Source organism: Dietzia sp. B32, assembly GCF_024732245.1.
Lineage (GTDB): Bacteria > Actinomycetota > Actinomycetes > Mycobacteriales > Mycobacteriaceae > Dietzia.
This window is the reverse complement of the sequence record NZ_CP093845.1, coordinates 1616386-1641792: the sequence shown is the minus strand read 5'-3', so window position 1 is coordinate 1641792 and position 25407 is coordinate 1616386. Positions and strand designations below refer to the sequence as shown.

General features: G+C 70.7%; 28 protein-coding genes. 21 read left to right on the top strand and 7 right to left on the bottom strand.

Annotated features, from left to right (window positions below):
* Positions 1 to 28 precede the first annotated feature (28 nt).
* The 9 genes from L8M95_RS07880 (at position 29) to L8M95_RS07840 (ending at position 5640) form a co-directional block, all read left to right on the top strand.
* Complete coding sequence (locus L8M95_RS07880) at positions 29 to 766, top strand: hypothetical protein (protein WP_260488925.1); 738 nt, start codon at positions 29 to 31, stop codon at positions 764 to 766.
* 28 nt (positions 767 to 794) lie between these two features.
* On the top strand, positions 795 to 1700 hold the full coding sequence (locus tag L8M95_RS07875) for a hypothetical protein (protein ID WP_260488924.1): 906 nt from the start codon (positions 795 to 797) through the stop codon (positions 1698 to 1700).
* A gap of 159 nt (positions 1701 to 1859) precedes the next feature.
* The gene (pyrE, locus tag L8M95_RS07870) at positions 1860 to 2417 is read left to right on the top strand and encodes an orotate phosphoribosyltransferase (RefSeq protein WP_260488923.1); all 558 of its coding nucleotides are present in this window, start codon (positions 1860 to 1862) and stop codon (positions 2415 to 2417) included.
* A gap of 5 nt (positions 2418 to 2422) precedes the next feature.
* Positions 2423 to 3184 (top strand): lysoplasmalogenase, encoded by a 762-nt coding sequence (locus L8M95_RS07865; protein WP_260488922.1) that lies wholly within the window; start codon positions 2423 to 2425, stop codon positions 3182 to 3184.
* Positions 3181 to 3993, top strand: coding sequence for an SDR family oxidoreductase (locus L8M95_RS07860; RefSeq protein WP_260488921.1), 813 nt, complete (start codon positions 3181 to 3183; stop codon positions 3991 to 3993). Before L8M95_RS07865 ends, L8M95_RS07860 begins: the two co-directional genes overlap by 4 nt.
* A complete protein-coding gene (locus tag L8M95_RS07855) occupies positions 3990 to 4679 on the top strand; it encodes an RNA methyltransferase (protein WP_260488920.1) in 690 nt (229 codons plus the stop codon). The genes L8M95_RS07860 and L8M95_RS07855 overlap by 4 nt, the downstream gene beginning before the upstream one ends.
* A gap of 72 nt (positions 4680 to 4751) precedes the next feature.
* The gene (locus L8M95_RS07850) at positions 4752 to 5231 is read left to right on the top strand and encodes a DUF2975 domain-containing protein (RefSeq protein ID WP_260488919.1); all 480 of its coding nucleotides are present in this window, start codon (positions 4752 to 4754) and stop codon (positions 5229 to 5231) included.
* Positions 5231 to 5437 carry a helix-turn-helix transcriptional regulator gene (locus L8M95_RS07845; RefSeq protein ID WP_260488918.1) on the top strand — a complete coding sequence of 69 codons (207 nt, stop codon included), beginning with the start codon at positions 5231 to 5233 and terminating at the stop codon, positions 5435 to 5437. The genes L8M95_RS07850 and L8M95_RS07845 overlap by 1 nt, the downstream gene beginning before the upstream one ends.
* Positions 5434 to 5640 carry a hypothetical protein gene (locus L8M95_RS07840; RefSeq protein ID WP_260488917.1) on the top strand — a complete coding sequence of 69 codons (207 nt, stop codon included), beginning with the start codon at positions 5434 to 5436 and terminating at the stop codon, positions 5638 to 5640. Before L8M95_RS07845 ends, L8M95_RS07840 begins: the two co-directional genes overlap by 4 nt.
* A gap of 19 nt (positions 5641 to 5659) precedes the next feature.
* Here the strand turns inward: L8M95_RS07840 and L8M95_RS07835 are convergent, their stop codons facing one another.
* A complete protein-coding gene (locus tag L8M95_RS07835) occupies positions 5660 to 6352 on the bottom strand; it encodes a DedA family protein (protein WP_260489195.1) in 693 nt (230 codons plus the stop codon).
* Positions 6353 to 6430: 78 nt separating this feature from the next.
* On the opposite strand from L8M95_RS07835, the gene L8M95_RS07830 reads away from it, so the two are divergent.
* The 3 genes from L8M95_RS07830 (at position 6431) to L8M95_RS07820 (ending at position 10431) form a co-directional block, all read left to right on the top strand.
* Positions 6431 to 7426, top strand: a complete 996-nt coding sequence (locus L8M95_RS07830; RefSeq protein ID WP_260488916.1) for an MsnO8 family LLM class oxidoreductase — start codon at positions 6431 to 6433, stop codon at positions 7424 to 7426.
* A 130-nt stretch (positions 7427 to 7556) separates the two neighbouring features.
* A complete protein-coding gene (fbaA, locus tag L8M95_RS07825) occupies positions 7557 to 8600 on the top strand; it encodes a class II fructose-bisphosphate aldolase (protein WP_260488915.1) in 1044 nt (347 codons plus the stop codon).
* A gap of 217 nt (positions 8601 to 8817) precedes the next feature.
* Positions 8818 to 10431, top strand: coding sequence for an HNH endonuclease signature motif containing protein (locus L8M95_RS07820; RefSeq protein ID WP_260488914.1), 1614 nt, complete (start codon positions 8818 to 8820; stop codon positions 10429 to 10431).
* 54 nt (positions 10432 to 10485) lie between these two features.
* On the opposite strand, the gene L8M95_RS07815 is transcribed toward L8M95_RS07820, so the two are convergent.
* From L8M95_RS07815 to L8M95_RS07805, 3 genes are all read right to left on the bottom strand, one after another.
* Positions 10486 to 11079: a hypothetical protein gene (locus L8M95_RS07815; RefSeq protein WP_260488913.1), complete on the bottom strand. Its 594-nt coding sequence runs from the start codon at positions 11077 to 11079 to the stop codon at positions 10486 to 10488.
* Between the two features lie 143 nt (positions 11080 to 11222).
* A complete protein-coding gene (locus L8M95_RS07810; RefSeq protein WP_396119649.1) occupies positions 11223 to 12947 on the bottom strand; it encodes an alkaline phosphatase D family protein in 1725 nt (574 codons plus the stop codon).
* Between the two features lie 65 nt (positions 12948 to 13012).
* Complete coding sequence (locus tag L8M95_RS07805) at positions 13013 to 14452, bottom strand: NAD(P)-binding domain-containing protein (protein WP_260488912.1); 1440 nt, start codon at positions 14450 to 14452, stop codon at positions 13013 to 13015.
* A gap of 245 nt (positions 14453 to 14697) precedes the next feature.
* Here L8M95_RS07805 and L8M95_RS07800 point away from each other — a divergent pair, with 245 nt between their 5' ends.
* Positions 14698 to 15114 carry a DUF3151 domain-containing protein gene (locus L8M95_RS07800; protein ID WP_260488911.1) on the top strand — a complete coding sequence of 139 codons (417 nt, stop codon included), beginning with the start codon at positions 14698 to 14700 and terminating at the stop codon, positions 15112 to 15114.
* On the top strand, positions 15071 to 16360 hold the full coding sequence (locus L8M95_RS07795) for an aromatic acid exporter family protein (RefSeq protein ID WP_260488910.1): 1290 nt from the start codon (positions 15071 to 15073) through the stop codon (positions 16358 to 16360). Before L8M95_RS07800 ends, L8M95_RS07795 begins: the two co-directional genes overlap by 44 nt.
* On the opposite strand, the gene L8M95_RS07790 is transcribed toward L8M95_RS07795, so the two are convergent.
* Positions 16305 to 16973, bottom strand: coding sequence for a hypothetical protein (locus tag L8M95_RS07790; protein WP_260488909.1), 669 nt, complete (start codon positions 16971 to 16973; stop codon positions 16305 to 16307). The genes L8M95_RS07795 and L8M95_RS07790 overlap by 56 nt on opposite strands.
* Before the next feature lie 44 nt (positions 16974 to 17017).
* Between L8M95_RS07790 and L8M95_RS07785 the strand changes: the two genes are divergently transcribed.
* The 6 genes from L8M95_RS07785 (at position 17018) to L8M95_RS07760 (ending at position 22589) form a co-directional block, all read left to right on the top strand.
* A complete protein-coding gene (locus L8M95_RS07785) occupies positions 17018 to 17890 on the top strand; it encodes a LamB/YcsF family protein (protein ID WP_260488908.1) in 873 nt (290 codons plus the stop codon).
* Positions 17887 to 18681, top strand: a complete 795-nt coding sequence (locus tag L8M95_RS07780) for an allophanate hydrolase subunit 1 (protein WP_260488907.1) — start codon at positions 17887 to 17889, stop codon at positions 18679 to 18681. Before L8M95_RS07785 ends, L8M95_RS07780 begins: the two co-directional genes overlap by 4 nt.
* 16 nt (positions 18682 to 18697) lie before the next feature.
* The gene (locus L8M95_RS07775; protein WP_260488906.1) at positions 18698 to 19597 is read left to right on the top strand and encodes a biotin-dependent carboxyltransferase family protein; all 900 of its coding nucleotides are present in this window, start codon (positions 18698 to 18700) and stop codon (positions 19595 to 19597) included.
* A gap of 107 nt (positions 19598 to 19704) precedes the next feature.
* Complete coding sequence (locus tag L8M95_RS07770; protein ID WP_260488905.1) at positions 19705 to 20991, top strand: adenylosuccinate synthase; 1287 nt, start codon at positions 19705 to 19707, stop codon at positions 20989 to 20991.
* 175 nt (positions 20992 to 21166) lie between these two features.
* Complete coding sequence (locus L8M95_RS07765) at positions 21167 to 21766, top strand: hypothetical protein (protein ID WP_260488904.1); 600 nt, start codon at positions 21167 to 21169, stop codon at positions 21764 to 21766.
* Between the two features lie 277 nt (positions 21767 to 22043).
* A complete protein-coding gene (locus L8M95_RS07760) occupies positions 22044 to 22589 on the top strand; it encodes a hypothetical protein (protein ID WP_260488903.1) in 546 nt (181 codons plus the stop codon).
* A 10-nt stretch (positions 22590 to 22599) separates the two neighbouring features.
* Here L8M95_RS07760 and L8M95_RS07755 read toward each other — a convergent pair whose 3' ends face one another.
* Positions 22600 to 23010, bottom strand: a complete 411-nt coding sequence (locus L8M95_RS07755; RefSeq protein WP_260488902.1) for a GntR family transcriptional regulator — start codon at positions 23008 to 23010, stop codon at positions 22600 to 22602.
* Positions 23011 to 23013: 3 nt separating this feature from the next.
* Complete coding sequence (locus tag L8M95_RS07750) at positions 23014 to 24111, bottom strand: CaiB/BaiF CoA-transferase family protein (RefSeq protein ID WP_260488901.1); 1098 nt, start codon at positions 24109 to 24111, stop codon at positions 23014 to 23016.
* A 285-nt stretch (positions 24112 to 24396) separates the two neighbouring features.
* On the opposite strand from L8M95_RS07750, the gene L8M95_RS07745 reads away from it, so the two are divergent.
* Positions 24397 to 25200, top strand: a complete 804-nt coding sequence (locus L8M95_RS07745; protein WP_260488900.1) for a hypothetical protein — start codon at positions 24397 to 24399, stop codon at positions 25198 to 25200.
* Positions 25201 to 25407 lie beyond the last annotated feature (207 nt).

Below are 25407 nucleotides of genomic sequence, written 5' to 3'. Positions count from 1 at the left end.
CGGGTGTCGGACTGACAGGAGAATCAGAATGACACTATCTATCCGTAGTGCGACGCGTAGGGCGACGGTCGCCGCCGCGGCTCTCGCACTGACCGCCGGTGCCGCGCCGGCCATGGCACAGGTGCCCGGAGGCGGATTCGCGGGCTACGTCGTCAAGGTGGACGACACCTCTCTCATCGTCTCGGTCGATCCCAAGGGGGACACCCCGACGGTGGTCACGGGAACGATCGCCAACACCACCGGTCAGGCGTTCCGGTGCGAGGTGCCGGCCTTCGCCAAGGGCGACAAGACCACGCCGGTCGGTTACGGCCAGGTCACCACGGCCGCCGCGGCGCGTGAAGTGCGGGAGTACTACCGCACCCAGGTCTTCACCGGGCCGTCCGACACCAACGCCAACGGTGATCTGGTGTCCATGGGCTCGTTGTACGACGTCTTCCCTGCGGGGAGCTCCGTCGGTTCGTCCGAGGCCGATACCCGCCAGGCGCACAACGAGGCGCGGGTGGCCGGTCGGACCGGGGACCCCCGGGTCGGCGGCAACCTCCAGTTCGACGTCGCCGCGGGCGCCACCGTGAACTACACCGCCACCCTCGGGGTCCCGGCGACGGGTGATCGCGGCCAGTGGAAGGCCGCGGCACTGTTCATGTGCAAGAACAACGTCACCGGCGATTGGTTCCTCTACACCGGTCTCGAGGACATCGAGGACCCGAACCCCGCTCCCGAGCCCGAGAACACCGGCAGCCTCAGCTCCGGTTCTCTCGGATCCTGAGCCCGCCGCCCACTAGTCAAGGAGCACCATGTCTACCTCGAAATTCACGAAGGGCCTCGCGGTGGTCTCGGTCGGCGCGGCGATCGCGGCCGCCGGCGCCGGCGCCGCATCCGCGCAGGACGTCGTCACCGTGGTCCCCGGGGACAACGGCGACGGACGGACCATCGTCGTCAACCATCCCGGGATGGCCGTCGACGTCGTCTCCGTCGATCGAGCGGCGGGAACCGCCCAGGTCACCATGACCAACAACACGGGCTTCCAGGTCTACTGCGAGGCGCCGAGCCAGGACGCGGCCAACCGCCCCGGAGGGTCCATCTCGACGGCCACGGTCGTGGAGCAGTCGATCGAGTACTACTCGAAGTTCCAGAACTCCAAGGCCGAGGAGGTGGCGATCACGATGCAGGTGGCCGGTTCCTCCGGCACCATGCGGGTGCCGCTGTGGCCGCTCTTCCAGCTCCTCCCGCAGGGCAGTCTCGGCAACATGGCCAGCCAGGCGGTGACGCTGCGGAGCCAGATCACCGCCGGTAACACCGACGCCAAGGTCAAGGGCCTGTTCGGTACCACCACCGCGTTCGCGCTGAACAACGGTGCCAACACCACCCGGACCATCACCCTCGGCCCGCCGGCCACCAGCCCCCGTGGGACGGACAAGGTCGGCTTCTTCACGGTGTGTGCGCAGGGCGCCAACTCGGCGGCCGCGCAGGGCACCGCGCAGCTCTACGCGTGGTCGGCGTACGAGGAGGGCTGGCCCCCGCCGGTCGTCGAGCCCGAGGAGAGCGGCACCCTCGACAGCGGTTCCCTGGGATCGCTCGGCAGCAGCGGTTCCGGTCCCACGCCTCCGGTCGGTGGCGGTGACGACACCGGCGGTGACGACACGGGCGGTGACGACACCGGTGGCGACGACACGGGTGGGGGCACCGGCGGCGAGGGCTGACGCCCACAGCTGAATCCCGCCCGCGCTCCGGGAGTGGACGGGTCGACCGCACCGAGCGGTCGACCCGTCCACTGCTGTCCGGGGGCCGGTCTAGAGTCGTGGTCGACGGGATCGATTCCCGTCCCACCGTCGTGACATTGCCACCACCGAGGGAGCTGTATGCCCGCCGCCACCGATATCGATCCCGATCCGCGCCGCAGGCTCGCCGAGCTGGTCGCCGAATTGGCCATCGTCCACGGTCGAGTCACCCTCTCGTCGGGGCGGGAGGCCGACTACTACGTCGACCTCCGCCGCGCCACGCTGCACCACGAGGCCTCGCCGTTGATCGGGCGGCTGCTGCGCGAGCTCACCGAGGACTGGGATTTCGACGCAGTCGGTGGGTTGACGCTCGGCGCGGATCCGGTGGCCACCGCGATCATGCACGCGCCCGGCCGGCCGATCAACGCGTTCGTGGTGCGCAAGGAGGCCAAGAAACACGGCATGCAGCGTCGCATCGAGGGCCCTGACATCGTGGGCAGGCGGGTCCTCGTCGTCGAGGACACCACCACCACCGGGAACTCGCCCCTCACCGCCGTCACCGCCCTGCGCGAGGCGGGCGCCGAGGTCGTGGGCGTGGCCACCGTGGTGGACCGCGCGACCGGCGCCGACGAGGTGATCCGCGCCGAGGGCGTGGAGTACCGCGCGCTGCTGGGCCTGACCGACCTGGGACTGGAGTGACCAGCATGGATACGACGACGACGAGGGCATTCCGCGATCGCCTGGTGCAGGCGCTGACGGAGCGGGTGGGCTCGCTCGCCGACACCTCCCGCCCGGAGGGGCCCGCGTTCCTCGCGGCCACCGCGGGGACGGAGATCGCCAAGGCCACCGGGGTCGGCGCGCTGGAGAAGCTGTGCAAGCCGGTGATCGTGCCGGCGGCGCTGACGATCGCCCTACGCGACGGCCGGCTCTCCGCGGTCGACACCGCCCTGCTGTCGGTCACCGGGGCGGGGTACACGGCGGGCGACGCGATCCTCATGCTCGGCGGCGGCCACGCGAGCCGGTCGACGTCCCGTCTCGTTGCGGGGGCCGCGGCGTTCGGGGTGGGGCACCTCGCACTCGGTGGACTGATGCTGCGTTCGGGGCTGCGGTTCAAGCCGGTGCAATCCGCCGTGCACGGCGTGGTCGCCGGTGTCGCCGGTGCGGTGCTCCTCACGGAGAACCGCCGCAATGCCCCGCTCGCGGCATACGGCGGGCTGCTCGCCACGCTGTCCGCGCTCGCCACCTCCGTCGACCGTTCGCACGGCCCGGCGGCCTCGGTGTTGGCGGTCGCCGGGCCCGTGTTCCTGCTCAGCGATTCGCTCATCCTGGCCCGCCGCCGGGCCGAGGGCGGGACCGCCCTCGCCCGGTCGCTGGACGTCGGAGTGATCGACACCTACGCCACGGCGGCGCTCCTGCTGCTCACCGGCACCGCCGCGGCCGCCCGGAACGCCGGGAGCAGGCCGTGACCGCCTCCGGAACCCCCCGCACCGTCCTCGTCACCGGTGCCGGGCGCGGGATCGGCGAGGCGACCGCCCGCCGGTTCGCCGACGCCGGCTACCTGGTCGGCGCGTACGACCTCGAGCCCTGCGCATGGGCCGAGAGCGACGACCGCATCGTCACCGGTGCCCTCGATGTCACAGACCCGGGCGCGTGGGAAGCAGCTCTGGCCGAGCTCACCTCCCGCAGCGGCGGCGCGTTGGACGTGCTGGTCAACAATGCCGGCCTGCTCTACGGCACGCCGTTCATGGACGCGAGCTTCGAGAAGGACTCCGCGCTGGTGGACGTCAACGTCAAGGGCGTCCTCTACGGCTGTCGGGCCGCGTTCCCGTTCCTGCGGAAGGCCTCCACCCCCACCGTGGTGAACCTCTGTTCGGCGTCGGCGATCTACGGCCAGGCCGAGATGGCGACGTACTCGGCCACCAAGTTCGCGGTCCGCGGTATCACCGAGGCCCTGGACCTGGAGTGGGCGCCCCACGGCATCAGGGTGTGCTCGGTGTGGCCACTGTACGTGGGCACGGGGATGCTCGAGGGCGTCGACACCGCCGGGATGCGCACCATGGGCGTGCGCCTCACCGAGGGCGACGTCGCCGGCGAGGTCCTCGACCTGGCCGAGCAGACGCGACGGAGGCCCACCGGGATGGTGGGCCGGATCCGCAGCGCGCTGGGCCGCGAGGTCCATCGACCGGTCGGGGCGCAGGCCACCGCCATGTATCTCGCCTCGCAGGTCGCCCCGGGTCGCCTGGTCAAGCTGTCCAACCGGCGCCTGACCTCGTGACGGAAGTGGATCCGCAGGGCCCGGCGGACTCCACGGAGCCCGCGGCGGGCCCCACCGAATGGGGCGAGGGCGCGGTCGGCGTCGGCCCGTGGGAGCTCGAGCACCCGGACGAGCCGCGTCCGGTCGGCGACCGGTGGGATCCCGACCTCCTCGACCAGGGGGATCGCCGCAACGTGGTCGACCGCTACCGGTACTGGCGCCGCGAAGCGATCGTCGCCGACCTCGACACCCGGCGGCACCCGTTCCACGTGGCGATCGAGAACTTCGGGCACGACGCCAACATCGGCACCGTGGTGCGCACCGCCAACGCCTTCCTGGCGGCCGAGGTGCACATCGTGGGGCGGCGACGCTGGAACCGGCGCGGAGCCATGGTCACCGACCGCTACCAGCATCTGCGTCACCACGAGGACGTGGCCGCGCTCATGGACTGGGCCGAGTCCGAGGGGCTGCCGGTCGTCGCCGTCGACAACCTTCCCGGCGCCGAGCCGCTGGAGACCGCTCGCCTGCCGCGCGCCTGCGTCCTGCTCTTCGGTCAGGAGGGCCCCGGGGTGAGCGACGACGCCCGCCTGCGTGCCGCGAAGACCGTCTCCATCGCCCAGTTCGGCTCGACCCGGTCGATCAACGCGGGGGTGGCCGCCGGGATCGCGATGCACGCCTGGATCCGCGAACACGCCGCTCCGGCCTGAGCGCCTCGCCCTGAGCGCCTCGCCCGGGCGACGCCTATTGATTTTCGATAGATAGTGGCCCATAGTCGTTGCATGGAGATCGAAAGACGAGCGGTACTTCCGCTGCGGGTGTTCCTGGTGGTGCTGTTCGCGATCCTGGTCCTGTTCGAGGTGATGTCGCTGCCGGGTCAGTTCGCGCACATGGCGGAGACGACGCCGGAGGCGGCGCATCTGCGCTGGCCGCTGACGGCCGTATCGATCTACTGGGTGGTGTGCATCCAGGTCGTGGTCGTGGCCACCTGGAAGTTGCTCTCGATGGTCAAGGCCGACCGCATCTTCACGGACGCGTCCCTGGTCTGGGTCGATGTGATCCTGGGGGCGATCGTCGCGGCCTGGGTGATGCTCGTGGTCGTGCTGGTGCTGGTCGGCATCAACGCTGATGACCCCGGTCTCCCGCTCCTGCTCTTCCTCGTCGTCGTCGTCATCACGGTCGCCGCGCTTCTCATGGTGGTCATGCGCGCCCTGCTGCGGCAGGCCACCTCCCTGCGCTCCGAGATGGACGCGGTGGTCTGATGCCGATCGTCGTGCGGATCGACGTGGAACTGGCCAGGCGCAAGATGAGCGTCGGCGAGTTCGCGGAGCGGGTGGGACTGACGCCGGCGAACGTCTCGGTGCTGAAGAACGGCCGGGCCAAGGCTGTGCGGTTCAGCACTCTCGAGGCCATGTGCCGCGTCCTCGAGTGCCAGCCCGGGGACCTGCTGGAGTGGGTGGAGGAATGAGGCGCGCGCTGCACTTCGCACTGGTGCTGACCGCCGTGCTGGTCGCGATCGCGCTGGGGGCGACGGCGGTCGTTCTCGGCGAGGCCGACGACTCCCCGGGGCTGCAGGGGATCGGGGTGCTCGTGGTGATCGGGGCGACGGTCGCCGCGCTGCGCTGGCGCGGACCGGGGTGGCGAGGGCCGGGGCGGCGCGGGCCGGACTAGGCGGCGGGCCGGCGACGACTCAGGCGGCCGGGGCGGCCGGCCCGTTGCGGATCCGGGCGAGGAGCTTCGGTCCCGCGGTGATCAGCATCGGCAGCACCGACACCAGCACGATCCCGATGAGGATGAGATCGATGTGCTCCTTGATGAAGGTGAACTGGCCGAGCCACGCGCCGAGCGCGGTCACGCCCGCCGCCCACAACAGGGCCCCGATCACGTTGAACGCGACGAAGACCCGGTAGCGCATCCCGGCCATGCCCGCGACCAGTGGCGCATAGGTGCGGACGATCGGCACGAAGCGGCACAGGATGATGGTCGCAGGGCCCCACTTCTCGAAGAACTCGTGGGACTCGTGGATGTAGGCCTGCTTGAAGAACCGCCCGTCCGGCCGCTCCCGCAGGTGATGTCCCCAGCGGTTGCCGATGAAATACCCCACCTGGTCACCGAGGAATGCCGCGATCGGCGCGGTCACCAGCACCACCCACAGTGGGGCGAAGGGATTGTCCTGCTGTGTGAGCAGGCCCGCCGTGAACAGCAGGGAGTCCCCGGGCAGGAACGGGAACAGGAGGCCGGACTCGATGAAGACCACGGACAGCAGTGCCGGGAGGATGGCCTTGCCGAACGGCCCGTCGCCGGACAGCCAGAACTCGGGATCCATGAAGCCGGGGCCCAGCGCGAGAACCTGAGGGGCCTGCTCGGCCAGGAGGTGCGTGATCACCGGGGCATCACAATCCGCCCGCCCGTGATCCTGCAGCGCGCGGGACCCCGCCACCCGCGGCGCTACGGTGGGGTCGTGGCCCCCACAGACCTGCCGGACACCCTCCGACTGTCCCTCCTGGACAGGTCGCGGACCCGCGTCGGCGAGTCCCACGCCGCCGCGATCGAGGGCACGCTGGTCCGCGCGGAGCGGGCCGACGCCCTGGGGTTCCACCGCTACTGGACGGCGGAGCACCACTCCGTCCCCGGCATCGCGAGCGGGAGCCCGCCCCTACTGGTCGCGGCCGCCGCCGCGCGCACCACGCGCATCCGGCTCGGCTCCGGGGGCGTGATGCTCGCCCATCACCGGCCGCTGGTCGTCGCCGAGCAGTTCGCCATGCTCGAGGCCATGCACCCGGGCCGGATCGACCTGGGGGTGGGGCGTTCGCTCGGGTTCACCGCGCCGGTCCGCGAGGCGCTCGGTGTCACCGACTACGGCACCGACGCCTTCGCCCGCGACATCACGGCCGTACTCGACTTCCTCCACGGCCGCGGCCCCGTCACCTCGCTGCCGGTCGTCGAGGACCCGCCCCCGGTGTTCGTGCTCGCCACCGGCCGGGGCCTCGAGGTCGCCGCGCGCGCCGGCCTGCCCGTCGTGGTCGGGGGACCGCGACTGCTCGCCGACCCCACGCCGCTGGACCGCTACCGCGAGACGTTCCGGCCGAGCGACGCCACGCCGGAACCGTACGTGGTGGTGAGCCTGGAGGTGATGGTCGCCGACTCCATCGAGGACGCGAGGGGCCTGCTGCTGCCGGAGGCCTGGGCGATGGCCGAGTCGCGGGAGACCGGGGTGTTCGGCCCGCTCCGGTCGCCGGCGGAGATCCTGGACCGAAGATTCCGTCCGCAGCAGCTCCGTCGGATGGAGGACTGGATGGCGGGGGCCCTCCACGGGGAAGCCGGGAAAGTGGCGGGGGAGCTCGCCGCGCTGGTGGAGCGGACCGGGGCCGACGAGATCATGGCCTCGACCTCGACATTCGACCGCGACGACCTCGCCCGGGCCGACACCGCGCTCGCCGAACTGCTCCGCCGGTAGCGTGTCGCACCCGGCTCGCGGGTGCGCCCCGTCACGCTGGCCTAGGCTGGAGGGTGTGCGCCCACCTCCACAGGGGTGCGGCGCCCCGAGATGCGCACGTCGCACAGCCGAGAACCCTGGAGGAGACCACATGCCCATCGCAACTCCCGAACAGTACAAGGACATGCTCGACCGGGCCCGTAACGAGGGCTTCGCCTACCCGGCGATCAACTGCACGTCCTCGGAGACCATCAACGCGGCCATCAAGGGCTTCGCCGACGCCGGGTCCGATGGCATCATCCAGTTCTCCACCGGCGGTTCCGAGTTCGGCTCGGGCCTGAACGTCAAGGACATGGTCACCGGCGCGGTCGCGCTCGCCGAGTTCGCGCACGTCATCGCTGCGAAGTACGACATCCTGGTCGCGCTGCACACCGACCACTGCCCCGAGGACAAGCTCGACGGCTTCGTACGACCGCTCATCGAGATCTCCCAGGCGCGCGTCGACCGCGGCGAGAACCCGCTGTTCCAGTCGCACATGTGGGACGGCTCGGCCACCCCGCTCGACCGCAACCTCGAGATCGCCAAGGAGCTGCTCGAGAAGACGGCCAACGCCAAGCAGATCCTCGAGATCGAGATCGGCGTCGTCGGCGGCGAGGAGGACGGTGTCGAGAACGAGATCAACGAGAAGCTCTACACCTCCCGTGAGGACTTCGAGGCCACCATCGACGCACTCGGCGCCGGCAACACCGGGCAGCGTTATCTGCTGGCCGCGACCTTCGGCAACGTCCACGGTGTCTACAAGCCGGGCAACGTCAAGCTCAAGCCCGAGGTGCTGAAGATGGGCCAGGACGTCGCGGTCGAGAAGCTGGGGCTCAACGCCGGTGACCTGCCGTTTGACTTCGTCTTCCACGGCGGTTCGGGCTCGGCCAAGAGCGAGATCGAGGAGGCGCTGTCCTACGGCGTCATCAAGATGAACGTAGACACCGACACCCAGTACGCGTTCACCCGTCCGATCGCCGCTCACATGTTCGGCAACTACGACGGTGTGCTCAAGGTCGACGGCGAGGTCGGCAACAAGAAGGTCTACGACCCGCGTTCGTACCTGAAGAAGGCCGAGCAGGCCATGTCCGAGCGCGTTGTCGAGGCGTGCAACGACCTGAAGTCGGCGGGTAAGTCCAAGGGTGCCGCTGCTTGATCGAACGCGGCCTGATCGGTACGGCCTGATCCCGCCCGTCTGACCGATCAGTCCTCACCGCGGTCCGACCCCGCCCCACCAGCGGCGCTCCTCCACTCGGAGGGGCGCCGCTGTCGTACGCGGACCCTTCCGGGGTCGAACTCTTGTGCTAGTTCCGCAGCGCCGGTACAATCGCTTGTATGTTCGATTACGGCGCGGCGTCGGAGGGGGTGCGGTGATGAGCGAGAAAACGGGAACGACGACGAGCTCGGCCTCCGCCGGGGCGCTTCGCGCCGTGTCGGAACCCCTCGACACGCTGGGCGCCGAGGCGCTGAGCGAGGTGGCGCGCTCGGCCACGCTGGCACAGAACCTGGCAGCGGCGACCCGGCTGCACGCTGCCCACCTGCTGGTCGAGGCAATGGGGCGTCTCGACCGGGAGGCCCGGGAGTCGGCGCACGGGCAGCAGTCCACCGACTCCCGTCCCGACTATTCCCGGCTCGAGCCCGCCGATCGGGCGCGCGATCATCTGGCCGCGGCCATGTCGCTGACCGGGTGGCACGCCGCGCGGCTGGTCACGGCCGGCGTGCAGATCCACACCCGGCTACCGCGGCTGCGCAAGGCGGTCGAACGGGGACTGGTCCCCGAACAGTTGGCGATCGACGCCGCCTGTCGCCTGGCAGGGGTTCCCGACCAGATCATCGGCGCGGTGGAATCGGACGTCGTCGGCGCCCTGACCCGAGACCTCGACGGTGGTCACCGGCCAAGCCGGGTGGCACTGGACACCGCGGTCGACGCGTCCCGGGAGCGTCACGACCCGCAGGCCGCCGGCGATGCTGTGGCCGCCGCCATGGAGCAGCGCACGGTCCGGTTCCGTCCGGCACGCGACGGCATGACCAGCATGTGGGCCTCGCTGCCCAGTGGCGACGCCGAGAAGTTGCGCCGCCGGATCGACGCCGCCGCCCGCGCCGCCTCCGAGGCGGGCCACCCCCGCACGCGGGACCAACTGCGCGCCGACGCGCTCTGCGCACTCGGGGACCCGACCACCGACGACATCGGCACCAGCCTGTACGACCCGGAAGGGCCCGCCGACAGCGGCAGCGACACGGATGCTGCTGCTTCTGCTGCCGCCGCCCGCGCCGGCGACGCCCCTGCCGACACCGCCTCCGCCGACACCGCCCCGGCCGGCGCCGGCAGGCCGCAGCTGGGCGCGTCGTGGGGCACGGAGCAGCCCATCCGGATCTCCGTCATCGACAGCGTCGCCCAGGGACTGCCCAACCGCGTGCAGTTCGTCAACGGCGCCTACTCGAGCTTCGACTGGCTGTGCGAGGAACTCCTGTCCGGCGGCGACGCGAAGGTGAGGTTCGAACTGATCGACCCGCAGCCGGGGGCCCAGGACAAGCCGGACGCGATGCTCAAGTACGCCATCACCCCGGCGCTGGCCGAGCGGATCCGGCTACGCGACGGGACCTGCCGTCACCCCGGCTGCACGGTGGACGCGTATGACTGCGAGATCGACCATGCCATCGCCTTCGACCACCAGCGTCCTGAGCTGGGCGGGCCTACGGCCGAGTGGAATCTGTTCTGCCACTGCCGGAAGCACCACCGGGAGAAAACCTTCGGCCACTGCGCCTACCGGCCGGGGCCTCTGGGCGAGCTGACGATCATCACCGAAACCGGACACGAACACCGCACCACACCCCACGGGCCACTGGCCCAGGCACGTGACCGGATTCTCGACCACCAGTGGCGACTTCACCTCGACCGCCTCATCGCCGATGACGGCCACTTCACCAACCCGCCCAGCATCGAGCGGGACAGCCGCAACGGTCAGCGGCCGACCCGGCCAGCCTGAGCGTCGGCAGGTCGCCGGGCGGCCGGGCCACCTCCTGACGGCCGGCGGGGCGGCTCAGCCCGGCTGCTGGTCCTGCGGGACGGCACCCATCCCGACGCCGGGCTGGCACATCTTCCACGCACCGTCCTCGTCGCGCATATGGATCTGCTCCGGGCCCGAACCGTCCGACTCCGACTCGACGGTCGCGGTGGCCTCGGTCCCGTCGCCCGAGATTTCCACCCCGAGGACCTCGAGATCCTGGGGGAACGACCCCGCGATCGACTCGCGGAACATCGAGTCGAGGTCGGAACCCGTCGCCTCGCTCGACGCGGTGATGGTGTCCACGAGCTCCTGCGGGACGCGGTTCTCCGCACACATGTGACCGTTGAACTCGGCGAACGACTCCGCCGAGCTCATGCTCTCCAGCGTCTGCTCGACCTCCCGCTCGGCCCGCGCGGACGACGACAGCGGTCCGGCGAGGACGAGCCATGCGAGCGCGGCGATCACGAGGAGCGCCACCACCACGGCCGCCGCGACGGCGCCACGGCCCCGCCCGCCGCGACCGCCCAGCTGGCCACTGCCCGGACGTGCCCCACCCTCCGGGCCCCCGCCCGACTGTCCCGCGGGGTTCGGATCCCCGGCGGCCGGCTGCTGGCTCGTCGTCGTCATCTACTACTCCCGGTGCGCGTCGCCGGCCCCGGACGGGCCGCGTCGACCCGCCACCGTAGCCGACCGACCTGTGATTCCGGGGGTGCAGGGGCCCCGCCGGATCGGGCGAGTGGCCATGCCGTTCGGGGGACCGGCCCCGCCGTTCAGGGGAGCAGTCCAGCGGGTTCCAGGCGGTCGGTGCCGTGCGGGGAGCGCCAGCTGGCCATCGGATACGCGCCACTGTTCGGGTCCTCGCGCGCGACGAGGGCCCAGTAGTCGGCGTGGGCGTAGTCACGGGTGAACTCGACGACGGTGAAGCCGTGGCGGTCGAGGTCCGCCCAGCGTACGTGCCGGTTCACGCCGGTCAGCGCACCCTGGGCAGCCTGGGAGAGCGGGTTGCCCTCGGGAAGCCCGCCCACCATGTCGTTGATGTTGTTGCTCGTGATGGACGGGGTGACGAATTCGACCGCACCGGTGCCGGCCCCCGGGTAGTCGGCCGGATCGAACGGCACCTCGTTCGCCCAGGACGTGTGGATGTCCCCGGTGAGGAAGACGTGGTTCCGGTTACCGGTGCCGCGGATCACCTCGAACAGGCGTCGACGCTCACCGGCGTAACCGTCCCACTGATCGGAGTTGTAGGTGATGCCCTCGCGGGGGACGCCCAGCAGTTCGGTGAGTGCGCCGGTCGTGCGCGGGTCCAGCGGCGGGATGAGCACGGGCGTGACCATCACCGAATTCCCGATGACGTTCCAGCGGGCCGTCGACGAATTCAGCCCGCGGGCCAACCAGTCGAACTGCTCCGGGCCGGTCATCGTGTTGGTCTGGTCGATCGCGCGGCCGTCGAGCCGGTCGGGGCTCTTGGAACGATAGGAGCGCAGGTCGAGCATGGAGATCTCGGCCAACGACCCCCAGCGCAGGCGTCGGTACAGGTGACCGCCATCGCGCAGGGACTCCGGCCGGACGGGCATCCACTCGAAGTAGGCCTGCGCGGACGCGGCCTTGCGATCGTGGAACGGTCCCTCGTGCGGCTGGTGGTTCTCAGCGCCGTGCTCCCAGGAGTCGTTGGCGACCTCGTGGTCGTCCCACGTGCAGATCCACGGCACGTGCGCGTGCAGGGACTGCAGGTCGGAATCGGTGTGGTACTGCGCCAGCCGGATCCGGTAGTCGGCCAGGGTGACGATCTCGTGCGGCGGCTCGTGCGGGCGGATCGCCCCGGCGGCGGCGGTGTACTCGCCGCGGCCGTACTCGTAGATGTAGTCGCCCAGTTCGATGATCGCGTCCAGGTCCCCGCGCGCCTCGAGGTGACGGTAACCGGAGAAGTACCCGGCCTCCCAGTTGGAACAGGAGACCACGCCCACCCGCCAGCGACCGGTCGTGGGCATGGCGCCGTCGGCGGGGGCGGTGCGGGTGCGGCCGGTTCGCGAGACCTCGCCGAGCGCGCGGAACCGGTAGTGGTACCAGCGGTCCGGCGCCAGGCCGGTGCAGTCGACCTTGACCGTGTGGTCGCGGCCGGCGTCGGTGACGAGGGACCCGGTGCGCACGGGCGAGGTGAAACCGGGGTCGGTGGCGACCTCCCACGCGACGACGACGGGGTCACCGATCCCGGAACCGGGGCTCGCCTGCGGGGTGGGCGTCACCCGCGTCCACAGGATGACGCGGTCCGCCATGGGGTCGCCCGAGGCCACACCGTGCCGGAAGACGACGCCGGGCGCTGCTCCGGCGAGAGCGGAGTGGCCCGCCAGCACGCCGGTCCCCACCGCGGCGCCGGCCAGGGCTCCCGCCTTGAGCAGGGAGCGACGGCCGATGCCGGCGGTGGGGTGGGCGGACTCCGTGGACCCGGGGGGAGCGGGCGAGGAGGGCGCGGGCGAGGAGGCAGGAGACGCGGTCACGCGCTCAAGTCTGTCTCCTCGGGTCGGGCCCGGCAGCGGATTCGCCCCCAGACGTCACCGAGGGTTCACTCCCCGGCGACGGGGACGTCCACTTCCGCTGCGGAGTCGGCTCCCGCCGCGAGTTGGTCCCCGACCACGAGCTCCTCGATCTCGGTCTTCGCCGGCGTCGAGAGGTACCGCTCGCGGGAGTCGTCCAACTCCTGGAGCCACGGGGTGTGATGGACGGACGCCATGGTCCCGGTGAGGACGGACCGGTACGGCTTGTCCCGGTAGGTCAGGATGTTCTTCTTCTTGTCCTCCTTCCAGGCGAGGAAGATCTCGACCACCTGGTCGAGGTCGAACATCGGGTAGTCCGTGGCCTCGATGAGGTCGCGGACGTAATCGGCCTGGAAGCGCACGTCGTCGGCGTCCCCTTCCAACTCCTGGAAGCGGTTCCGCCAGGCCCGCATGTGGGCGACCCGCTCCTCGGCGGACGGCAACTTGGCCCGGCTCAGGATGAGGTCGCGGACGTACCAGGCCTGGGCGTCGAACATGTTGAACGTGAACCACTGGTCCTGGGCGCCCAGGTAGTAGACCTTGGGGTTCTTCTGCCACACCACACCGCGGTACAGGCCCGCGGGATAGATGTTGTTGGGCGACTGCAGGGCCAGCTCCGCGGGCAGGAACGGGTACTTGTGGAGGTAACCGGTGCACAGGATCACGGCGTCGAACTCGCGGGTCTGGCCGCCGGTGAAGTGGACGGTCTCGCCGTCGAACCGCCGGACGAGTGGCAGTTCCTCCATCCCGTCCGGCCAGTCGTAGCCCATGGGGGCGGTGCGATAGGAGATCGTCACCGAGCGGGCGCCCATCTTGAAGGCCTGGACCCCGATGTCCTCGGCCGAGTAGGAGGCGCCGATCAGCAGGACGCGCTTGTCTGCTAACTTCTCGGCTCCGCGGAAGTCGTGGGCGTGGCGGATCGACCCGGGGAAGGTCTCGATCCCCGTGAAGTCCGGGATGTTCGGGTACGAGAAATGCCCGGTGGAGACGATGATCCGGTCGAACTCCGACGAGGTCGTCTTCCCGGACTTGAGATTCTCCACCGTGACGGTGAAGGTGTCCAGCTCGCGGTCGTAGTCTACCCAGCGGACGGCCGTGGAGAACTGGACCTTGTCCTTGACGTTCGAACCCTGGACCCGTCCGTCGATGTAGTCCCACAGGACCTCACGCGGCGGGTAGGACGAGATCGGCCTGCCGAAGTGCTCGTCGAACGTGTACTCGGCGAACTCGAGCGCCTCCTTGGGGCCGTTCGACCACAGGTTGCGGTACATGGAGGAGTGCACCGGCTCGCCGTACTTGTCGGTGCCCGACCGCCAGTTGTAGTTCCACTGGCCGCCCCAGTCGTCCTGCTTCTCGTAGGCCACGATCTCGGGGATCTTGGCCCCGGACCGCTGGGCCGACTCGAAGGCCCTGAGGGCCGCCATCCCACTGGGGCCGGCTCCGATGATCGCAATACGCTGTCGTGACACAGGTTTCCTTCCGGCCCACGTGCGGCCTGTCCGTTGACTCCGTCCGGTTCCGGTGGAAGCTCGTCCGACGCGTTCTGGTACTCCGCGTTACGGGGCCTCGACACCGGGACCATGATCGCTCCGAAGGGGCGTGCATTGCTGCCCGCGACGAGCGCACGGCGCCCCCCGCGGGGACGCCGTATGCCCTCCACCATAGCCAACGGGGCCGAAGGTGGCGATCCGGCGGATTCATGGACAATGGGGTCATGACCCAGTTCGGAGATCTCCTCGGCCCCCCGCCCACCCGTCTCACCGGTGACCCGGAGGCGGAGGCCGCCGTCGCCGCCGGTGAGGATCCCCGCACCGTGGCGGCCTCCCACCCCACCGCGTCGATCGCCTGGGCCGAGCTCGCCGAGCGTGCGCTCGACTCCGGCGAGGTGATCAGCGCCTACGCGTTCGCCCGCACCGGTTATCACCGCGGGCTGGACCAGCTTCGCCGCCACGGCTGGAAGGGCTTCGGCCCCGTGCCGTACGACCATGAGCCCAACCGTGGCTTCCTCCGTTGCGTCGCCGCGCTGGCCCGCGCCGCGCAGTCGATCGGTGAGGAGGACGAGTACATCCGCTGCCTGGACCTGGTCAATGAGTCAGACCCGCACGCCGCCGCGCCTCTCGGCCTGGCGTGACCGGCTGGACGCCCGCGCGCTGGGCGTCTACGCCGCGCTTCCGGGCCCGCTGAGGGCGCGCACCCGGCGTCTCGGTTACGCGTTCCTGCCGATCCTGCAGTGCGGCCTCGCCGCGGGGCTGGCGTGGTTCCTCGCCCACGACGTGCTGAACCACGCGGCACCCTTCTTCGCGCCCATCGCGGCCGCCATCGCCCTGGGCACCGGCATGGGGCGTCGTGTGCGCAGGGGGGCGGAGTTGGTGCTCGGCGTCATCGTCGGCGTCGGGTTGGGCGACCTGCTTATCCGGGAGATCGGCTCCGGCGCGTGGCAGATCGTCGTCGTGGTGATCCTCGCGATGTCGGCGGCGGTGTTCGTCGACCGCGGGGCCATCACCGGCACCCAGTCGGCCTCCTCGGCCATCCTCGTGGCCACCATCCTGCCGCCGGGCAGTGCGGGCGGGTACGAACGGATGCTCGATGCGGCGGTGGGCGGCGTGGTGGCACTGGCCGCGATGGCGCTCATGCCCGTCCATCCGCTGCGCCGCGCCCGCCGGGAGGCGGCGTCGCTGTTGGGGGTGGCCTCGTCGGTGCTCGCCGAGGTCGCGGACGGGTTGGAACGGCGGGACTCCGAGCTCATACGTTCCGCCCTGCAGGACGCCCGGGACACCCAGCCCGCCGTCGACGCGATCTCCGAGCAGCTCGCGGGAGCGCGCGAGTTGGTGCGGATCTCCCCGTTCTACCGGCGACGGCGCCCGGAGGAGATCGTCCTGACGAGCATGCTCAACCCGCTGGACAACGGCATCCGCAACATCCGCGTCCTCGCGCGCCGGGCGATCGTGGCGGCCGACGACCAGGTAGACGTGCCGCCTGCGCTGAGCTCGTTGATCGCGGGGCTGGCAGGGGCGCTGGAGGTGCTCACGAGGCGGGTGGCCGCGGACCCCGACGCCCCCACGGACGCCGAGGTCCACCGGGAGTTGCGGGCGGTGGCGTCCCGCGCCAAGCGGGAACTGGTCGCGGGATCGGGCCTGACCGAGACCGTCATGCTGGCTCAGCTGCGGTCGATCCTCGTGGACATGATGCAGGTCGCGGGGCTCAGCAAGATCTCGGCGCTGGCCACCCTGCCGCCGACCGTGCGTAGGCCCGCGGTCGAGCCGGAGTTGCTGGAGGAATGGCCGGACTCGCCGGACCGGCCCACGTCGGTGATGCCGCCGCTCAGGGCGACACGAGCCTCCATGGCTCGGTATGACGATAGAAAGTCGTCCTCTTGATGGCGCGCCTGCCGGTCACCCCGTCACGGGTGAGCAACCCGGCCTCGGTGCCCAGTTGTACCGCCCGGGCCGCCACCCACTGACGGCGTCGCAGCCTGCGTGGCCGGGCGGCGGTGGCGCGGACCCCCGGCATCTCGAGCGTGGGCCGGACGGTGAGGGTGGCGGTCTCCCCGGAGAAGACCACGGTGTCGTCGGCGTAGGCCTCGCCCACGAGTCGGGCGCCCCCGGTCCCGTGCACGAGGGCCTCGCCGACGAGGACCGTCCCGGTCTCGTCGCGCACGAGCGGAACCTCGCGGGCCGTGCCCCGGACGCCGAGCTTGGCGGCCTCCGACCCGGTCGGTAGGCCGTAGGCGCGGGTGGCGGGGGTGGGCTCGTCGGCGACGTAGGCGACCTCGGCGTCGAGGTTCTCGGTCCGCAGGAGGCGGGTGAGCAGTGCGGCCAGCGCGGCGTCGGTGCCGCAGAGCACGAGGCGGCGGCCCGGGCCCACCTCGGCGAGGGCCCGGTTGACCTCATCCTTGGTCGGCACCTCGCTGACCTGGATACGGGGACGTTCTCCGAGAACCGTCGGGACCGGCGACGAGCCGCAGCGGATGACGATCATGACCTCCATCATGACCGCCCCTGCTGCCAGGGGTGAACCTGGGGCAGGATGGAAGGGTGGTTGGACAGGCGCGCAGGATCGATCTCAACTGCGACCTCGGCGAGGCCCGCCGGGGGACGCCGCGCTGGACCGCGTCGCTCGCCCCCTCCGCCGGACCGGATCCCGATGACGCCGCGCTTCTCGATGTGGTGACCTCCGCCAACGTCGCGTGCGGCTTCCATGCCGGCAACCGGCCCACCATGAACGCCACCGCCGCCGCGGCCGCGCAGCGGGGGGTCGCGCTGGGTGCGCACCCGTCATACCGGGACGGCGCGAACTTCGGCCGGATCGAGCACGAGCTGGACCGGGAGGAGGTCGCCCGGCTGGTGGAGTTCCAGTTGGTGGAGCTGGACATGGCGGCTCGACGGCGCGGCACCCGGGTGCGGTACGTCAAGCCCCACGGCGCCCTCTACAACCGTATTGTGCGGGATGCCGAGCAGGCCGCGGGCGTCGTGGATGCCGTCCTCCGGTACGCCGACCTCGCCGACGAGGAGCCGCTGCCGATCCTCGGCCTGCCCGGTGCGGTGGTGCTCGCCCATGCCGAGGCGGCCGGCGTCCCCGCGGTGACGGAGGCGTTCGCCGACCGCGGGTACCGGCCCGACGGCACCCTGGTCCCACGCGGTGAGCCGGGTGCGGTGATCACCGATGGCGACGAGGTCGCCGACCGCGTGGTGGCGATGGCGACCGGCCGGGCGATCACCACCCACGAGGGCGCGCGGGTGGTGGTCACCGCTGCCTCGGTGTGCGTGCACGGTGACACCCCCGGTGCCGTCGACCTCGCCCGCCGCGTGCGCGCGTCGCTCGAGTCGGCCGGGGTGGAGGTGGCGCCGTTCACCCGGCCGGGCGGCGCGCTGGGGCGCGGCGTGGTGGGGGAGCCGGGCACGGGATGACGACGACGAGGATCCGCCGCTGCGGGGAGACGGCGCTGTTGCTCGACTGTGCCGATCTGGCCGAGGCCGTCGCGCTGGCCGGGAGGATCGAGCAGTTGCGGCCCGAGGCGCTCGATGTGGTCGCGGCGGCCCGCACGGTGCTGGTGACCGCGCGGGACGCCTCCGCCCTGCGGGGGCTGCGTCGGCGGCTCGAGGCTCTGCTCGCCCAGGATCCGCCCGCCGCTGCGCCACCCTCCCGAAATCCGCTATCCGAAAACCGGATCGGCGCCTCTGATCCGAATAGCGGATCCGGAAGGGGAGTAGCGGATTCGGTGGGAGGTGGGGGGCGGGAGGTGACGATCGGCGTCCGCTACGACGGGCCCGACCTGGCCGCCGTCGCCGACCTCGCCGGGATGTCGACCGAGGCGCTGGTCCGCACCCACACGTCGATCACGTGGCGGGCCGCGTTCGGTGGGTTCGCACCGGGGTTCTTCTACCTCGTCGACGCGCGGGAGCTGGATGCGGGCGCGCGGGATGCGGGCCGGCCGGATGTGGGCGGGCCGGCCGAGGCCCCGGCGCCGACACCCGCCCTGCCTGCGGTGCCGCGGCTGGGCTCGCCGCGCGCGCGGGTCCCGGCCGGATCGGTGGGATTGGCGGACCGCTTCTGCGCCGTCTACCCGGGTGCCTCCCCGGGCGGGTGGCAGCTCCTCGGCACCACCGACGCCCCGCTCTGGGACCTCGACCGTCCGTACCCCGCCCTGCTCGCCCCGGGGATGACGGTCCGCTTCCGTGAGGAAGGCGGGCCCCGATGAGCCCGGAACGACCCCGATGAGTCTGCTGGTGCTGCGGGCCGGGCCGTCCGCGCTCGTGCAGGACCTCGGTCGTCCCGGCCACGCCTCTCTCGGGGTGACGGCCTCCGGGGCCGCCGACCGCGCCGCCGCGGCCACCGCCCTGCGGGCCGTCGGCACCGACCCGGCGGCCGCAGTGCTCGAGGTGCTGCTCGGCGGGCTCACGCTCATGACGGACGCGCCCGCGATCGTGGCGGTCACGGGGGCGGAGGCCCTCGTCGTCGTCGTGACCCCGGGCGGTTCCCGACGCACCGCCGCCACCGGTGAGGTCCTCCGGCTGGAGGCCGGGGCGAGCCTGGAGATCGGCCGGCCCGTCACCGGGGTGCGCAGTTACGTGGGCGTCCGCGGGGGAATCGACGTACCGGCGGTGCTGGGCAGTCGGTCGCGCGACACCCTCGCGGGGCTGGGCCCGCCACCCGTCGTGACCGGTGACGTGCTGGGCGTCGGCGACGCCGTCGTGGGGCCCTGGGCCGACGGGTGGCACGCCGCCGTCGCGCAGGGCCCGGGTGGGGACGGCAGGCACCCCGTCGACCTGGAGGTCATCCCCGGTCCTCGCGACGACCTGTTCCCGGCCGGCGCGTGGGACGTACTCGCCGCGACCGGACACGTCAGCGGGCACGCGGACAGGGTGGGCGTCCGCATCGACCCCGCCCGCCCCGTGCCCCGACTGCGACGCGGTGAGATCCCCAGCGAGGGCATGGTGCGCGGAGCGGTGCAGATCCCCGCCGACGGTTCGCCCGTGGTGTTCGGGCCCGACCACCCCGTCACCGGCGGCTACCCGGTGATCGGGGTGCTCACCGCCCGCTCGGCGGACAGGATCTCGCAGCTCCTGCCCGGAACGCCCGTGCGACTGCGCAGGCTGCGGGGGGTCGGCGACTAGGGTGAGAGCGCGAATGCGACTATTCTGGAGCGCTGGTGTGCGCGGAATCACGAGAATGTGCCCGTCCCTCACCGTGTAGACGACTCATTTCGAGGTGAAAGCGAACCATGCCAGCGATCGTTCTGATCGGCGCCCAGTGGGGCGACGAGGGCAAGGGTAAGGCCACCGACATCCTGGGCGGCCGCGTCGAGTACGTGGTCAAGCCCAACGGCGGGAACAACGCGGGCCACACCGTGGTGGTGGGCGGCGAGAAGTACGAGCTCAAGCTCCTTCCCGCCGGCATCCTGTCGCCCTCGGCGACCCCGGTCATCGGAAACGGGGTGGTGGTCAACCTCGAGGCCCTGTTCGAGGAGATCGACGGGCTCGAGGCCCGCGGCGCCGACACCTCCCGGCTGCGGATCTCCGCCGACGCCCACCTCGTGGCCCCGTACCACCAGGCGCTGGACAAGGTCACCGAGCGATTCCTGGGCAAGAAGGCCATCGGTACCACCGGCCGCGGCATCGGCCCCACCTACGCCGACAAGGTCTCGCGGGTGGGCATCCGCGTGCAGGACATCTTCGACGAGTCGATCCTGCGCCAGAAGATCGAGGGCTCACTGCACCTCAAGAACCAGATCCTGGTGAAGATCTACAACCGTCGGGCGGTCGAGGTCGAGGAGATGGTCGAGTACTTCCTCGGCTACGCCGACCGACTGCGGCCCATGGTCTGCGACGCCACCCTGATGCTCAACCAGGCGCTGGACCGCGGCGAGTCCGTCCTCATGGAGGGCGGGCAGGCCACCATGCTCGACGTCGACCACGGCACCTACCCGTTCGTCACCTCGTCCAATCCCACCGCCGGCGGCGCCTGCGTGGGCGCGGGCATCGGGCCCACCCGGATCACCCACTCGTTGGGCATCGTCAAGGCGTACACCACCCGCGTGGGCGCCGGACCGTTCCCCACCGAGCTGTCCGACAAGTGGGGCGAGTACCTGCAGGTCACCGGTGGTGAGGTGGGCGTGAACACCGGCCGCACCCGCCGCTGTGGGTGGTACGACGCCGTGATCGCCCGCTACGCCGCGCGCGTCAACGGCTTCACCGACTACTTCCTCACCAAGCTCGACGTGCTCACCGGCATCGGCGAGATCCCGATCTGCGTGGCCTACGACGTGGACGGCGTCCGGCACGACGAGATGCCCATGACGCAGACCGACTTCCACCACGCCACACCGATCTACGAGACCATGCCCGGCTGGGAAGAGGACATCACCGGGGCGCGGGAGTTCAGCGACCTGCCGCCCGAGGCGCAGGCCTACGTACTGCGGCTCGAGGAGCTAGCCGGCTGCCACATGTCGTACATCGGCGTGGGCCCGGGACGCGACCAGAACGTGGTGCGGCGCGACATCCTGGGGTAGACGGGACGAGCGGGGACAGCGGGACCGGTGGGGCGAGCTTTCATGTGTACGTATGACACATGCCATGCGAACAGGGGACAGCGCAGGTCACGGCTGTGCGGTTGAGTCGATGACAGGCGGTCGGTAGGCCGCCGTTCCCCGAGCATCGGAGCAGCACATGCGTCCCCTCTCCCGAATGGCCGTCACCGCCGCGGCCACCGCGATCGCGTCAGCCACCGCCCTCTCCGGAGCGGCGCTGGCCAACGCCCAGGTCGCTTCCCCCGTCTTCAACAGCCCCAGCAGTGTCAGTGTCGAAGGCAAGGGCGCGAGCACCAAGGTCACCTATCGGAACGAGTCCGAGCGCGATCTCCTGTGTACCGCGTTCGCCGGCCCAGATCGGTTGATTGCCGACTTCTACAGCTACACCAAGAAGACCGGGGACACCGGCGGGGCCGAGCTCCCCGCCGAACTGAACCTGCGGATGCTGACCGCGCTCACGACGGGAAAGCTCGGCCTGTACATGGGCACGGTCGACGACGGTCAGAGCGCTGTTCTCCCGTCGGCCTTCGACCTCCCCGGGCTGGAGCTTCCGGACGGGGCCGTGGGACTCACCGACGGTTCGTTCACACCGGCCGCGATGGCCATCTGTATGAATCCCGATGGCGGGGAATACGTCGAAATCGAGAGCTCCGCGGGGGCCGGCGTCCCCACCGGCCTCGGGTCGCTGGACTCCGCCCTGGCGGGGCTCGGGAGTTCAGGTTCGGTCGCCGAGACGACGGGTTCACTCGGGAGCTGACAGCAGGCGTGTCTCTGCAGACCTCGCCCCCGGCCTCTGCGAAGGCCGGGGGCGAGGTCTGCGTGGGGCGGGGGCGGTGGACAGTCGCCTTGGACGCCTGTGGTCATACGAACGTACGACAGCGACGCCGTTGACCCGGGCGTCTAATGGACCACGCCGCGGCCGCCGGGCCGTACACGCTCAAAGATCGGAGTTCCCAATGCGATCCCTCAGACGCCTCGGCGTCATCGCCGCGACCACAGCACTGGCCGGGACGTCGGCCCTCGCCGGGGTCGGGATGGCCGGTGCTCAGAACTCGACTGCCTGGCGGCTCGACAGCCCCAGCACGGTCTTCGTCGAACGTGACGAGGGCGGTGATCTCGTCGTGTCGTATGACAACCGGTCGAATCACGACCTTCTCTGCTACGCGTATATCGGTACTCCCCGAACGGTTGAGGTGCTCTACGACGTCCATGTCGAGGCGGGGTTCTCCGGGGACCTCGACATCTTCCCGCCCGCGACTGACGTCGGGACGATAGGCGAAGAGCTCGGCGTCCGAGGGGTGGTGGGTGTCTTCGCGCTGGAGAACGGAGCGTCGGGTCCGGTGACATTCGTCAACCCGGAGGAAGGCCAGGACGGAGATGTCGTGCTGGTTCCCACACCGCTCCAACAACTCTCGGACAAGGCCTTCTCGCCCGAGATCGTCACGGTGTGCGCGTTCTCCGAGGACGGCGACGAGGGGCTTACCTACGCCGAGCTCGAGACGTCCAGCACGGGCGGAGGCGGCAGCGGTGGCGGCGGCGACCATCTCATCGCTCGCTCATCGAATGCGCGGGAGCGATGATCTGGTCGGTTCACCCGCGCTGGGCGAAGGCGGCTCTGACGGCGTCCACGGCCTCGGCCTCGGAGAATCCGGCACCCGCCGCCTGGGCCGCGAACTCCACCGCGGCCCGGGCGAGCGCGTCCGACGGCAGATCTGGGGCGGCGACGAACGTGCCCGAGCGGCCGCGACCTTCCAGCTGGCCGGACTCCTCCAATTCGCGGTACACCTTGGCGGCGGTGGCCGTGGCGACGCCCACCTCCTGGGCGAGTCGGCGGACCGGGGGCATCCGAGTCCCCGTGGCCAGTTCTCCGAGCCGGATCGCCTCGACGATCTGGTCCTTGAGCTGGCGAAACGGTGCGTCACCGGAAGCGGGGTCTACGCGGAGCACCACACCCGCGACGCGGGAGCCCCCGGCGCCGGGACCGGAGACCGGCTCACCCATCGTTCAGGACCACACCTTGTCGATCGCGGTGACCTCGCGCGGCGGAGCGGCCGGGACCGGAGCAGCCGGGGTGCGGGAGAAGCGGGGCGCGGGGGCGGGCCCGGCATCGCCCGACACCTCGACGAAGGTCTGGCGGGCAACGTTGTGCGGGTGGTCGAGCGCCTCGGTGTAGGTCAGTACCGGCGTCGTGCACGCGTCGGTTCCGTAGAACACTTCTGCCCACTCGTCACGCGTCTTCTCGGCGAACTTCCCGGAGATGATCTCGCGCAGTTCATCCCAGCGGTCCATGTCGAACTGGCCGGGCATTCCCTCGCCGTCGATACCCAACAGTCGGGCGAACTCGGCGTAGAACTGCGGCTCGAGGCAGCCGACGGCCATGAATCTGCCGTCCGAGCAGGTATAGACGTCGTAGAACGGGTACCCGGTGTCGAGCATGTTGGTCCCGGCGACGTCCGACCACTGGCCCCGGGCGCGCATCGCCCACTGGAACTGGCCCAGCACCGAGGCTCCGTCGGTCATGGCGGCGTCGATGACCTGCCCCTTGCCCGAGGTGGCGCGCTCGATGATCGCGGCGAGGATGCCCTGGATGAGGAACATCGACCCGCCGCCGAAGTCACCGACGAGGTTGAGCGGCGGCACGGGGCGCTCGCCCTTGCGGGCGGTGGCGTTGAGGTGGCCGGTCAGCGAGATGTAATTGAGGTCATGGCCGGCGGTGTGTGCCAGCGGGCCGTGCTGGCCCCACCCGGTCATCCGGGCGTAGACCAGGCGCGGGTTGATCTCGAGGCACTCGTCCGGACCCAGACCCATCCGTTCGGTGACCCCGGGACGGAACCCCTCGACCAGCACGTCGGCCTTGGCGATGAGCCCGCGCACCTGCGACAGGCCCTCATCGCTCTTGAGGTTGGCCTCCACCACGGTCCGGCTGCGACGGGTGATGTGCGCCCAGCCGCCGACCTGGGTGTCGAGCTCGCCGGGGCGCATGACAGTCACGACGTCGGCGCCGAGATCGGCCAGCATCATGCAGGCGTGCGGGCCGGGGCCGATGCCGTTGAGTTCGACGACGCGGATGCCCGCGAGGGGACCGGAGGAGGCAGTGGTCACAGAAATGCCCTTTCGTGTGGCGTTGCACACACGTTATCGCCTCCATGGACCGATCAACCTGTCAGGTCGGTTCTGTACAGCGGCCCCGCGTCGGAAACCCGGTAGCCCCGGCCGTCGGCACGAGTCCGGGGACTCCCGGCTTGTGATTCGGATGCGAATGCTGAGAATGGCGTATTCCAGATGTAACGACTAGGTGTGACGTGTAACACTCCTGTTGGCGCCAAACCGACGTCACCTCGTCCGGTGCGGGAAGAATTCAACCGCGCCCCTCGCGTTAGGATTCTTATGCAACTGCGTACACGCGCGGGCACCGCGGTCACCGCTGCTGCCCTGCTCGCCGTCACGACGGGAGGCGGAACCGCGTTCGCCCAGATCGACGAGTCCGGATCGGCCGGATCTCTTTCCAGCAGTGGCCTGGGACTCGGTGACGCGATCGGAGATCTCGCCGTCGCGGCCAAGGCTCTGAACGGCCCGGTCACCGTCACGCCCAACGAGACCGGCGGTCCCACGGTCACCTACACCAACAAAGGGAATGCCGCGGAGGAGTGCGTGGGCTTCACCGCGCCCTACTCGACAATCGTCGACAACGACCTCGACGTGGGGTTCGACACCTCAAACCTGGCCGCCGGGCTCGCGCTTCTCAATGCGATCGAGGCGGGCCCCGATGTCACGCTCCTGCTGGGCGACGAGAACGGGGCTCCGATCGTGCAGGCTGACGATCCCGACTTCGCCGAGAACATCGTGATGGAGGTCGTCGGGCTGCAGTACGAGTACCTGAACACTGAGTATCCGGCGAACAGTGTGGACGTGGCGCCGGGCGAGACCGTTTCCTGGACCCCGTCGGTACCCGAATCCCCAGCAGCCGCCGGAGTGATTTGCATCATCAGTCCCAGTAGCGCGACTTCGGTACTGGCCATCAATTTCGGCATCGACAAGCAGGTGGTCGCGGACCAGATCAACGGCAAGATCCCGGGCGGATCGGTCGAACCCGTCTCGGCGGGGTCGATCTCCGGCGGCAGCGTCGCGGTCGGCGCGGGCGCCCTCGGCTCGCTCGCCGACGGGGAGGGGGAGCCGCCCGTCGTCGAGTGACTCGTGGTGTGGCTGTGATCGACCTGATCACCGCGACACCTACACCGGGCGACCCCGGAAGGTTCGCCGCCGTCGGGTGGCGAACCTTCCGGGGTCTTCTGTCTTCCTGCCGCACAGGAGTCGGGCACTTAGACGGAGGTCGGCGACCGAGGGAACGGCGGGGGTCTCGCCGGCGGGCGACCGTCACGCGGCGAATCCCCTGCGGCT

What these genes read in the sequence shown, in the direction of transcription:
- L8M95_RS07880 (WP_260488925.1), top strand. Translation starts at nt 29, where the DNA reads ATGACACTATCTATCCGTAGTGCGACGCGTAGGGCGACGGTCGCCGCC.
- L8M95_RS07875 (WP_260488924.1), top strand. Translation starts at nt 795, where the DNA reads ATGTCTACCTCGAAATTCACGAAGGGCCTCGCGGTGGTCTCGGTCGGC.
- pyrE (WP_260488923.1), top strand. Translation starts at nt 1,860, where the DNA reads ATGCCCGCCGCCACCGATATCGATCCCGATCCGCGCCGCAGGCTCGCC.
- L8M95_RS07865 (WP_260488922.1), top strand. Translation starts at nt 2,423, where the DNA reads ATGGATACGACGACGACGAGGGCATTCCGCGATCGCCTGGTGCAGGCG.
- L8M95_RS07850 (WP_260488919.1), top strand. Translation starts at nt 4,752, where the DNA reads ATGGAGATCGAAAGACGAGCGGTACTTCCGCTGCGGGTGTTCCTGGTG.
- L8M95_RS07845 (WP_260488918.1), top strand. Translation starts at nt 5,231, where the DNA reads ATGCCGATCGTCGTGCGGATCGACGTGGAACTGGCCAGGCGCAAGATG.
- L8M95_RS07840 (WP_260488917.1), top strand. Translation starts at nt 5,434, where the DNA reads ATGAGGCGCGCGCTGCACTTCGCACTGGTGCTGACCGCCGTGCTGGTC.
- fbaA (WP_260488915.1), top strand. Translation starts at nt 7,557, where the DNA reads ATGCCCATCGCAACTCCCGAACAGTACAAGGACATGCTCGACCGGGCC.
- L8M95_RS07820 (WP_260488914.1), top strand. Translation starts at nt 8,818, where the DNA reads ATGAGCGAGAAAACGGGAACGACGACGAGCTCGGCCTCCGCCGGGGCG.
- L8M95_RS07815 (WP_260488913.1), bottom strand. Translation starts at nt 11,079, where the DNA reads ATGACGACGACGAGCCAGCAGCCGGCCGCCGGGGATCCGAACCCCGCG.
- L8M95_RS07800 (WP_260488911.1), top strand. Translation starts at nt 14,698, where the DNA reads ATGACCCAGTTCGGAGATCTCCTCGGCCCCCCGCCCACCCGTCTCACC.
- L8M95_RS07795 (WP_260488910.1), top strand. Translation starts at nt 15,071, where the DNA reads ATGAGTCAGACCCGCACGCCGCCGCGCCTCTCGGCCTGGCGTGACCGG.
- L8M95_RS07790 (WP_260488909.1), bottom strand. Translation starts at nt 16,973, where the DNA reads ATGATGGAGGTCATGATCGTCATCCGCTGCGGCTCGTCGCCGGTCCCG.
- L8M95_RS07780 (WP_260488907.1), top strand. Translation starts at nt 17,887, where the DNA reads ATGACGACGACGAGGATCCGCCGCTGCGGGGAGACGGCGCTGTTGCTC.
- L8M95_RS07775 (WP_260488906.1), top strand. Translation starts at nt 18,698, where the DNA reads ATGAGTCTGCTGGTGCTGCGGGCCGGGCCGTCCGCGCTCGTGCAGGAC.
- L8M95_RS07770 (WP_260488905.1), top strand. Translation starts at nt 19,705, where the DNA reads ATGCCAGCGATCGTTCTGATCGGCGCCCAGTGGGGCGACGAGGGCAAG.
- L8M95_RS07765 (WP_260488904.1), top strand. Translation starts at nt 21,167, where the DNA reads ATGGCCGTCACCGCCGCGGCCACCGCGATCGCGTCAGCCACCGCCCTC.
- L8M95_RS07760 (WP_260488903.1), top strand. Translation starts at nt 22,044, where the DNA reads ATGGCCGGTGCTCAGAACTCGACTGCCTGGCGGCTCGACAGCCCCAGC.
- L8M95_RS07755 (WP_260488902.1), bottom strand. Translation starts at nt 23,010, where the DNA reads ATGGGTGAGCCGGTCTCCGGTCCCGGCGCCGGGGGCTCCCGCGTCGCG.
- L8M95_RS07745 (WP_260488900.1), top strand. Translation starts at nt 24,397, where the DNA reads ATGCAACTGCGTACACGCGCGGGCACCGCGGTCACCGCTGCTGCCCTG.